The sequence below is a fragment of the Campylobacter sp. IFREMER_LSEM_CL2194 genome (assembly GCF_025771685.1).
In the GTDB taxonomy this organism is placed as follows: Bacteria; Campylobacterota; Campylobacteria; order Campylobacterales; family Campylobacteraceae; genus Campylobacter_D.
Genome location: NZ_JAKMQS010000001.1, coordinates 148,366 through 159,027, shown reverse-complemented (window position 1 = coordinate 159,027; position 10,662 = coordinate 148,366). Strand labels below are relative to the sequence as shown.

The 10,662-nt window shown below is 28.7% G+C and carries 9 protein-coding genes; all 9 read left to right on the top strand.

Annotated features, from left to right (window positions below; all coding sequences use genetic code 11):
- Positions 1–2: 2 nt before the first annotated feature.
- Genes L8V79_RS00830 through L8V79_RS00790 form a run of 9 tightly spaced genes read left to right on the top strand, consistent with a single transcriptional unit; the run spans position 3 to position 10,661 of the window.
- A complete protein-coding gene (locus L8V79_RS00830; RefSeq protein ID WP_039618681.1) occupies positions 3–344 on the top strand; it encodes a DUF6394 family protein in 342 nt (113 codons plus the stop codon).
- Positions 345–352: 8 nt separating this feature from the next.
- Positions 353–2,791, top strand: coding sequence for a leucine--tRNA ligase (gene leuS, locus L8V79_RS00825; protein ID WP_263702137.1), 2,439 nt, complete (start codon positions 353–355; stop codon positions 2,789–2,791).
- Positions 2,788–3,285: an LPS assembly lipoprotein LptE gene (gene lptE / locus L8V79_RS00820; protein ID WP_039668573.1), complete on the top strand. Its 498-nt coding sequence runs from the start codon at positions 2,788–2,790 to the stop codon at positions 3,283–3,285. Before leuS ends, lptE begins: the two co-directional genes overlap by 4 nt.
- 1 nt (position 3,286) lies before the next feature.
- Positions 3,287–4,654 (top strand): hypothetical protein, encoded by a 1,368-nt coding sequence (locus L8V79_RS00815; RefSeq protein ID WP_173787453.1) that lies wholly within the window; start codon positions 3,287–3,289, stop codon positions 4,652–4,654.
- Between the two features lies 1 nt (position 4,655).
- A complete protein-coding gene (locus L8V79_RS00810) occupies positions 4,656–5,825 on the top strand; it encodes a Mur ligase family protein (protein WP_263702136.1) in 1,170 nt (389 codons plus the stop codon).
- Positions 5,812–6,723 carry a M23 family metallopeptidase gene (locus L8V79_RS00805; protein ID WP_263678820.1) on the top strand — a complete coding sequence of 304 codons (912 nt, stop codon included), beginning with the start codon at positions 5,812–5,814 and terminating at the stop codon, positions 6,721–6,723. Before L8V79_RS00810 ends, L8V79_RS00805 begins: the two co-directional genes overlap by 14 nt.
- Positions 6,651–7,055: a bactofilin family protein gene (locus L8V79_RS00800; protein WP_263682088.1), complete on the top strand. Its 405-nt coding sequence runs from the start codon at positions 6,651–6,653 to the stop codon at positions 7,053–7,055. The genes L8V79_RS00805 and L8V79_RS00800 overlap by 73 nt, the downstream gene beginning before the upstream one ends.
- A complete protein-coding gene (locus L8V79_RS00795) occupies positions 7,045–9,984 on the top strand; it encodes a DEAD/DEAH box helicase (protein WP_263702135.1) in 2,940 nt (979 codons plus the stop codon). The genes L8V79_RS00800 and L8V79_RS00795 overlap by 11 nt, the downstream gene beginning before the upstream one ends.
- Positions 9,981–10,661: a 3-methyladenine DNA glycosylase gene (locus L8V79_RS00790; protein ID WP_263702134.1), complete on the top strand. Its 681-nt coding sequence runs from the start codon at positions 9,981–9,983 to the stop codon at positions 10,659–10,661. The genes L8V79_RS00795 and L8V79_RS00790 overlap by 4 nt, the downstream gene beginning before the upstream one ends.
- Position 10,662 lies beyond the last annotated feature (1 nt).

Sequence of the window (10,662 nt, the reverse complement as noted above, 5' to 3'; positions counted from 1 at the left end):
AAATGAATTGGGGTAAGGTTATTTATATCTTTTTTGCTCTAATGAGCTTAACTACAACCGCAGGATTTTTATATGATCAAAATGAAGTTGCTTTATTTATTGCAGCTTGTGTGAATTTAATTTCTACTTTATTGAAAATTGGGGTTAGAAATTTCTTAGCAGCTGAATTATTTGCTAGTTCTTTGGTGGCTGATTTGCATTTAATTCCAGCTTTTGCTTTAATACAAATTAATCCAGAAGCTAATGTTATGGTTTATACTTTAGCAATTGGTGCTTTGATAGCTAATATCTTTTCAATGATTTTAGTTATAGTTGATTCAGTAAAAAATCAAGAAGAAAATTAGGAGTGAAAATGGCATATGAAGCAGGTAAAATAGAAAAAAAATGGCAAAAAATTTGGCAAGAAAAAGAATATTTTGAACCAAAAGATGATTTTTCTTTGCCAAAAAAATACATTTTATCTATGTTTCCATACCCAAGTGGTAGAATTCATATGGGACATGTGAGAAACTATAGCATAGGCGATGCTATGGCTAGATATTATAGAAAAAAAGGTTTTAATGTCTTACATCCTATAGGTTTTGATAGTTTTGGTATGCCTGCTGAAAATGCTGCGATTAAACATGGCATCCATCCTAAAAAATGGACTTATGAAAATATTGATTATATGCAAAATGAGCTTGCTTCTTTGGGTTTTTCTTTTTCTAAAAAAAGAATGCTTGCTACTTCTGATCCTTTATATACTAAATTTGAGCAAGAATTTTTCATCAAAATGTATGAGAAAGGGCTTGTTTATACTAAAGAAGCTGAAGTTAATTGGTGTGAGAATGATAAAACAGTTTTAGCAAATGAGCAAGTTGAAGATGGCAAATGTTGGCGTTGTGGGCATGAAGTCATTAGAAAAAAAATGCCAGGATATTATGTAAAAATTACCGCTTATGCAGATGAATTATTGCAAGATCTTAAAAAATTAGAAGGAAAATGGCCAAGTCAAGTTCTAACTATGCAAGAGAATTGGATAGGTAAAAGCACAGGGCTTAGTTTTGATTTTGATATAGAAGAAAATAATAAAATCAGTGCAAAAAAAATCAATGTTTTTACCACAAGAGCTGAGACTATTTATGGAGTATCTTACATTGCTTTAGCGCCTGATCATGAAATAGTAAATGAATTAATTGATAAAAAATTACTAGATCAAGATGTTATAGCTAAAATTCAAAATATACAAAATCAAACACCGCGCCAAAGACAAGCCGCACCAAAAGAAGGATATTTTTTAAATCTTTATGTAATCCATCCACTAAGCAAAGAAAAAATTCCTTTATGGGTAGCTAATTTTGTTTTAAGTGATTATGGTAGTGGTGCTGTTATGAGTGTACCTGCTCATGATGAAAGAGATTATGAGTTTGCAAAAACTTATAATTTGGCTATAAAAAAAGTAATTTATAAAGATGAAAATGATACACAGTGTTATACTTTAAAAGAAGGCGTTTTAATTAATAGTGGCGAATTTGATCAACTAGAATGCAATGATGCTAGAGAAAAAATTAGTTTAAAAATTGAATCTTTGGGTATTGGTAAAAAGGTTACCAATTTTAAAATTCGTGATTGGGGTGTTTCTAGACAAAGATATTGGGGTGCTCCTATACCAATGATTAAGTGTGACTCTTGTGGCATAGTCCCTCAAAAAATAGAAAATTTACCTATTACCTTGCCTGAAGACGTGGTGATAAATGGAGAAGGAAATCCGCTTGATAAGCATGAAACATGGAAAGAGTGCGTTTGTCCAAAATGTGGTAAAAAAGCACAAAAAGAAAGCGATACTTTAGATACTTTCTTTGAAAGTTCTTGGTATTTTGCGCGTTTTGCAAGTGATGATAAAACATGGCAAGAAAAAGCAGTAGATGAAAAAAGTGTTAATTATTGGATGAATGTTGATGAATATATTGGTGGGATTGAACATGCGATATTGCATTTACTCTATGCTAGATTTTTCCAAAAAGCACTTAGAGATTTGGGTTATTTAAAAGATGATGAGCCTTTTAATAGACTTTTAACCCAAGGAATGGTCACTAAAGATGGTGCTAAGATGAGTAAGTCTAAGGGGAATGTGGTTGATCCTGATTATATTATAGAAAAATATGGAGCAGATAGTGCAAGATTGTTTATATTGTTTGCTGCACCACCTGCTAAAGAACTTGAATGGAACGATAGTGCATTAGAAGGTGCGTTTAAATTTATCAATAGGCTTTATGAAAAGGCTATGAGTTTAGAATGTGGAAAATTACAAGAAATTGATCATCAAAGTTTAAATAAAGAAGAAAAATATGCTAGATTAAAAGTATATGAAGCTTTGAAAAAATCTTTCGAAGTTTATGAAGAAAGCTTTGCCTTTAATACCTTAATAGCTGCATGTATGGAGGCTTTAAATGCTTTAAATGCTTTAAATGCTATAAATCATAAAGAAGTTTCAAAAGAAGCTTTTTATATTATTTTAAATATCTTAGAGCCTATCATCCCTCATGTTTGTTTTGAACTTAGTGAGCATTTATTTAAATGTGAAAATTTTAAAGTATTAAAAATAAAAGATGAGGTTTTTATAAAGGATAGCTTTAATATAGCTATTAGTGTTAATGGTAAAAAAAGAGCACAGATTGAAATAAATTCAGAAGCTAAAGAAGATGAGATTTTAGCTTTAGCTAAAGAAAATGTCGCAAAATGGCTAGAAGGAAAAACTATAGTAAAAGAAATTTATATTGACAAGAAATTAGTAAATTTGGTGATTAAATGAAAAAATATCTAGTGTTGTTTTTTGCTTTTTTCATCATAGCTTGTGGATATATTCCCTCTTCGCAGATGGCAAGTAGGGTTTTGGGTGAAAATGTATTTTTAAAAATCAATATTAGCAAACAAGATCCTGAAAACAGTGTTTACATAACAGACATTCTAAGAGAAGCCATGCTTAATAAGCTTGGTAGAAAAATCACAGATGAGTATAATGCAGATAGTTCTATTATAGTCACGATGAAAAAATTAGAATTTCATCCTATGGTTTATGATAAAAATGGTTATGTGATTAATTATAAAGCAGAGCTTTATTTGGAGTTTGTGTTGCGTTATAAAAATGGCAAGGAAGAAATTGTAAATACTAAAGGAAGTTATAATTTTGATATTAATCCAAACTCTATCATCAGTGATCAAGCAAGATTTGAAGCGATTAAAAATGCATCAAGTGAAGCTTTTGATGAATTTGTTTCTATTATAGCTATTAGGGGTTATAAATAAAATGGCAAGTCATATCAATGAAATTGCAAAAGAAACATTGATAAAACTAAAAGAGCGTAAGTTATATCCAACTCCTGAAAATTATAGCGAGGTGTTTGAAGAGTGTGCTAAAAAAGCAGGAGTGATGAGTTCAAATAAAGCTAGAATAGAAAAATACACCAATCTTTTAGATGATTCTTACAAACAAGAATTAAAAGGAAAAAGTATTCGAACTATTGATGAGTTTTTGATGTTTTTAGTCTCTAGGCTCAATAGACAGGTAAGTAGAAAATATGAAGATGTTTATGCTTTGCTTGGCTTAATCATTCAACAACTTAGTATTAGTAAAGATAAAAAAATCAAAGAGCTTGCTCAAATTACTCAACACAGATTATCCCAAGCTATGGATTTAGAAACCATATATCTTTTAAGAGCTAAATGGAAAGAACTTGAAAAATCTTATGAAGATGGAGAACTCTTAAAAAAATTAGAAGAATTTAATATCCGAGCTTTTTTGGATTTTCATGCTTTAATAGAAAAACTTATCACTATGCTAAAAGAACGTTCTTATGAAAAACAAGCTGAACTTTTACTAGCTTCTTTGGAACCTTTATTTGGTGAGAGTAAAGAAGTAGAGCAATTTAAGCAAAAATTAAAAGAAAATCCTAGATTGATTGCTAGAAAAGAATTTGCACATGAATATTGTTTGATGCTACAAAAAAAAGAAGCAATAGATAAATACTACATACAAAAAAATCTTTCTTTTTTCAATCAACATTTAGAAAGCCTCAATGAAATGGTTTCAAAGCTTTATGATAATAGCCAAGAAGATGTGAAATTTATTAATGCTTTAACTAAAGATGAAAATGGTAATGTGCAGGTTAATTTTGATACATTAAAAGATAAGCTTTTGTATGCAAACGAGCAAATAGCTCAAATTAAAACTCAAATTCAAGCTACAAGCGATGATGAGCAAAGAGAACAATGGAGTCTTGCTCAAGAGCTTAAAAAACTTGATGAAAATTATAAGCTTTATGCGGTTAATTATGCTTTATCTTTCTTTAAAATCAATAATATAGAACATGTTATTAATGCTTATGGTATTGATAGTTTTAAAACCATTAGTGGGAAGTTTAAAAAAATCCTCAAAGACTTATGTAAAAATTTAGCTGAAATTTGGATTTTAGATGAAAGTTCTTATTTAATTGTTTTTCCGGGTAAAAGCTTAGAAGATGCTCAAATCTTTACGGAAAAAGCTTTGAAACTTATAGATGATTATAAATTTATTTATAAAGAAGAAGTAGTTAGACTTGTTTTATCATCTTCTTGTATAGAAAAAAAAGAATTTCCAGATGGCGATATTTTAAAAGAATTAATGCAAAAAGCTTAGTATGAAATTCCAGCAAACACTTTCACAAAAAACTATGCATGTACAAAAAATCAGTAGATTTTTTATGTTTAGTATGTATGAAAAATATAAAAAATTTATCCCAAAAACTAAAAATATTCAAATTATTGGCACTAATGGCAAAGGAAGTACAGGTAGATTTTTAGCGCTTTTACTCTTAGAGCAAGGATGTAAAATAGGGCATTATACAAGTCCACATATTTTTGAATTTAATGAAAGATTTTGGTTAAATGGAAAAATTACAGGCAATGAGCTTTTAGAAAAAGCACACGAAGAATTGGAAAGTGTTTTTTTAGATGATGTGAAAAAACTTAGCTATTTTGAGTATGCTACATTTTTAGCATTTTTTGTTTTTAAAGATTGTGATTATGTGATTTTAGAAGCTGGAGTAGGTGGAGAGTACGATGCAACAAGTGTTTTTGAGATAGATTTTAGTATTTTTACTAAAATAGGTTTTGATCATCAAGATTTATTGGGTAAAAACTTAGATGAAATAGCAAGAACAAAATTAAAAGCCATGAGTGCTAAAGCTTTAATTAATCATAAGCAAGAAACAAAAGTATTAAATTTGGCTCAAAAAATAGCAAAATTAAAACAAGCTAGTTTAGATATTAGTGCGTTAGATAAAAATACAATTATTTATCCTTGTGTACAGGAATATATTCAAAAATATAATTTAGCAACTTTTTTAAAAGATAATCTTTTTTTAGCCTTAGAAGCTTTTTCTAAAATTTATGCCAAAAATGAAAAAGAATTGATTTGCAGCATTAGTAATTTGCCAAAACTTGATTTAAAAGGAAGGTGTGAGCAAATAAGTCAAAATATTTTTGTTGATGTAGGCCATAATGAAATGGCAGCTTTAACTTTAGCTGAAATTTTCAAGGAAAAAAAAGTTCATTTGGTTTATAATTGCTTTTTAGATAAAGATTCTTATAAAATTTTAAGAGCTTTAAAGCCTATAATAAAAATAGTTGAAATTTATGAATATGAAAGCAAAGACAGACCTTTAGCAGGCTCTGTTTTGCTAGAAAATTTAGAAAAATTAGATATTGCTTATCAAAAATTTGAACAAATAAAAAAAGATGAGTTGTATTTAGTTTTTGGTTCTTTTGTATTGGTAGAAAATTTTTTAAGAGGCTATAATGAAAGATAAATTTACGTTAACTATCACAGATGTAAATGGTTCTAGACATTTTTTATTAAGTCAGATCATAAAAAAAGTAATTATTTATTTTACTACTTTTGTTTTTGTTGTTATAGTTTTGGGTGCTTTATATATTAATTATTTGGCAGATAAGCGTTCAGAGCTTTTAAAAGAGCAAGAAACATTGTCAGCAAAAAATACTAAATTATTTTCTCAAAATGAAAGTATGCAAAAAAGTTTAGAGGAAAAAACAGCCTTGTATGATGAACTCCAAACTCAACTTGCAGATATTGAAGAAAATTTAGGTTTAAAGCAAGATGAGGGTTTGGATATACCAGAAAGATTGGAAAAAGTTAAGCTTACTAACGATCAAGCCTATTTATTTTTAACACAAATTCCAAATGGCCATGTGATAGAAGATAATGGAGTCACAGGTAATTTCGGATGGCGCCATCATCCTATATTAAATAAAAAAGAGTTTCATCCAGGTATTGATTTAAGAGCAGCTTTAAATACTCCTATTTATGCACCGGCAAATGGAGTAGTTGAATATGCTGCATATAGTAATAATGGTTATGGTTATTCAGTGATTTTGATCCATAATTTTGGCTTTAAAACGGTATATGCACATATGATGCGCAAAGATGTTGTTAAGGCAGGGCAATTTGTAAAAAAAGGTGATTTGCTTGGATATACAGGAAATACCGGTCTTTCTACGGGACCACATTTGCATTATGAGGTTAGATTTATTAATAAACTTTTAGACCCTAAAATTTTTATAGATTTAAACCGAAAAAATTATGAACAAATATTTGATAAAGAAAGGAGAGTTCCATGGCAATCTTTAATAAAGGCTCTATTGCTACAGTATCCGAAACTACAGTCATTTCAAACGGAGCAAAAATAGAAGGAAAATTTTATTTTGACTCTATGCTTCATTTAGATGGAGAGATTACAGGTGTGATTGATTCTTCTAATGTGATAGTGATAGGTAAAAGTGGTGTTTTAAAAGGACAAGTTAAGGCAAGTAAGATAGTGATTAATGGGGTTTTTGAAGGAGAAATGCAAGTTGATTCTTTGGAAATTTTATCCGGTGGTGTGCTTAATGGTAATATCATAGTTAAACAATTAAGCATTGAAAATGGTGGAAAATTTAATGGAAGCAGTAAAATAATTGAAAAAGACGAAGAACTTGCAACTATTGATGTGAGCATAGAAAATTCAGAAAATGCAAGCTAAATTATATGAATATTTATTAAGTAACAAAACTGAGTTAATAGTTTGTGAGAATGATAAAGAAGCAGATGAGTTAGCTCAAGTTTGTTTATTTTTAAATTTAAAAACTTTCGTTTTACCTGATTTTAGAGCAGAATTTGGTAGTGACTTGCGCTCTTTTTCTAAAGAGCTTTTTGAAATTTGTAAAGTTTTAAATGCTTATCACAAAGAAGATGAAAATAAAATTTTAATTTCTCCTATAAAAACAATTTTGCAAAAACTCCCCGGGAAAAAGCATCTAAAAAACATTATTCTTAAAGGAAATTCACTTCTTGCTTTAGAGAAATTTAAAGAAGAAATTTTACATAGTGGGTATGAGTTTGTAGATATAGTTCAAGATAAGGGTGAGGTTTCAATACGCGGGGATATTATAGATATTTTTGCGATTAATGAAGAACAACCTTTTAGAATTTTGCTTTTTTCAGATGAGATAGAAAGTATAAGATATTTTGATATACATACGCAAAAATCAATCCCTGCTGAACTCTCCAATATAGAAATTTGTCCATTTTTAAGTGCTTTTAATCAAGAGCAATATGAAAATCTACAAGAAAAAATTCAAAATTTTCAAAGTCAAAGTATTGTTAATGATGTTAATTCTTTAGGCTTTTGGTGTGTTGATGATTTTTGTGATTATTTAGATTTAAATTTTGTGAGTATAAAAAATTTTGATATAAATGATTTTGAAGAAGATATTAGTAAAATTAATCAAAATATTTTACCTGAACCAAGATGTTGTAAAGATTTAGTAAGTTCTTATAATCATGATTTTTTCACTTTTCACAAAGATAAAAAAATTACTATTTTGGCAAAAAATGAAGCTTTGTTTAAAGCTTTAAATTTACAAGAATTTTCAAATATTAAATTAAAAATATCTCAAGAAAGAATCAACCTAATCACTCAAGATGAGCTTATTATCTCTTTAAATAAAAAAGAAAAAAGTAAAAGAGTTAGAAAAGCAAGTTTGGTAATAGATGAGCTTAGGGTTGGGGATTTTGTTGTACATGAAGATTATGGTATAGCTAAATTTTTAGGTCTTGAGATTATTATAATTGCAGGAGCAAAAAAAGAATTTGTCACTCTTGGGTATTTAAATAACGATAAGCTTTTATTGCCTGTTGAAAATTTATATATGATTGATAAATATATCGGTGCAAGTGGTGGCGTGCCTTTACTTGATAAGCTTGGAAAAGGAAGTTTTCTAAAAATCAAAGAAAGATTAAAAGAAAAATTATTTGCCATTGCTTCAAATATAGTTTCTTTAGCAGCGGCTAGAGCTTTGATAAAAGCAAAAGAATTAAAAATTTCTCAAGAATTACAAGATGAATTTATCAATAAAGCAGGATTTTTTTATACTAAAGATCAAAGTCAAGTTTGTCAAGAAATCACTCAAGATTTAAAAAGTATGCAGGTGATGGATAGGCTTTTAAGTGGTGATGTGGGCTTTGGTAAAACAGAAGTTGCTATGAATGCTATATTTACTTGTGTAAAAAGTGGCTATACGGCTTTGTTTTTTGTGCCAACTACTTTACTTTCAGCCCAGCATTTTAAAACCTTAAAACGAAGATTTGATTCTTTTAATATAGAGGTTTTTAAGCTAGATCGCTTTACTAGTGCTAAAGAAAAAAAACAAGTTTTGGCATTTTTAAAAGAAAATAAGCCTTGTGTGGTGGTTGGAACGCATTCTCTTTTAGGGGTTGAGTGTGAAAATTTGGGTTTAGTCGTGATAGATGAGGAGCATAAATTTGGTGTAAAACAAAAAGAAAAACTCAAAGAATTAAGTAAAAACTCCCATATTTTATCTATGTCAGCAACGCCTATACCAAGAAGCTTAAATCAAGCTCTTAGTTCTTTAAAATCATATAGTGTTTTACAAACTCCACCTGAGGATCGTTTGGATGTGCGTACCTTTGTTAGAGAAAGTAATGGTGCTTTGATTAAAGAAGCTATTTCAAGAGAATTAAGAAGAGCAGGGCAAATTTTTTATATACACAATCATATAGCAAGTATTGATGGGTGTAAAAAATATCTTTTAGATTTGTTTCCGAATTTAAAAATTTTAATCTTGCATTCTAAAATTGATGCAAAAATTACTGAAGAAGAAATGATTAAATTTGAAAATAAAGAATATGATTTATTGCTTTGTACTTCTATAGTTGAAAGTGGTATTGATTTGGCAAATGCAAACACTATTATAGTAGAAAATTCAGATCGCTTTGGTATGGCTGATTTGCACCAACTTAGAGGAAGAGTAGGGCGTAGTGCTAAGCAAGGATATTGTTATTTTTTGATTGAAGATAAGGAAAAAATCACAAAAGATTCTTTAAAAAGACTTACGAGCTTAGAGAGTAATTCTTATTTAGGTTCAGGAAGCGTGCTTGCTTATCATGATTTAGAAATTCGTGGTGGTGGAAATTTATTAGGCGTGGATCAAAGTGGACATATAGAACAAATTGGTTATAGTTTATATCTTAAAATGTTAGAAGATGAAATTAATAAGCTAAGCAAAAAAGAAGAAATTAAAGAGAAAAAAATAGATCTAAAGCTTAATATCAATGCCTTTTTAAATAGTGAGTATATTGGTGAAGATCGTTTGAGATTAGAGCTTTATAGAAGACTTAGTAAATGTATGAGTGTTAATGAAGTTTATGAGATAGAAAGTGAGATGAATGATCGTTTTGGTAAGCCTGATATCTTCACAAAGCAGTTTTTGGATTTAATCATCATAAAAATTTTAGCTAGCAAGCATTATAAACTAGTGAGTAATTATGAGCAAAATATTTGTTTTGTAAAAGATGATGAGAGTAAGGAAGTCATTAAGGCAAAAAGCAAAGACGATGATGATGTGATCGAGGCTATTTTGATGCATTTAAGAAAGAGTGAAAAAGTATGAGCGGATATGAAATTTTTAAAGCTTTAGTTAATGCAAATATCAACTATAAGGATTTTGAGTGGCTAGAAAATAATACTTTAAGCGAGTTTGAAATTTTAATTTCTGTAGTTTTAACCCAAAATACAAACTGGAAAAATGTGTTAAAAGCTTTGATAAATTTAAAACAAGCAAATATTACTAATATAGAAGATTTATCAAAGTTAAACACTCAAGATTTAGCACTTTTAATAAAGCCAAGTGGATTTTATAATACCAAGGCAAAATATATTAAAAATTTCACTCAAAAATATTTCCAAGATTTTAATTCTTTTGAACTTTTTAAAGAAGAAGTAGATAGAGAATGGCTTTTAGATATTAAAGGCTTGGGTCAAGAAAGTGCAGATGGAATTTTAAATTATATATGTAAAAAAGAAGTTTTAGTAGTTGATGCTTATAGTGCAAAAATAGCTAATTATTTAGGTTATGAGTGTCAAAGTTATGATGAATTAGCAGATTTTTTAAAAAAAGACATAGCTAAAAATCAACAAGAATTATGTGTTTTACTAAAAAAAGAATGTGAATTATATGAGCTTTATCAAATTTTTCATGCTTTAATTGTTTCTTTTTGTAAAACACACTTTCAAGGTAAAAAACTTTCAGCAGATGGTGCACTTATTTTAGATCCTTTAAAATTTTAAA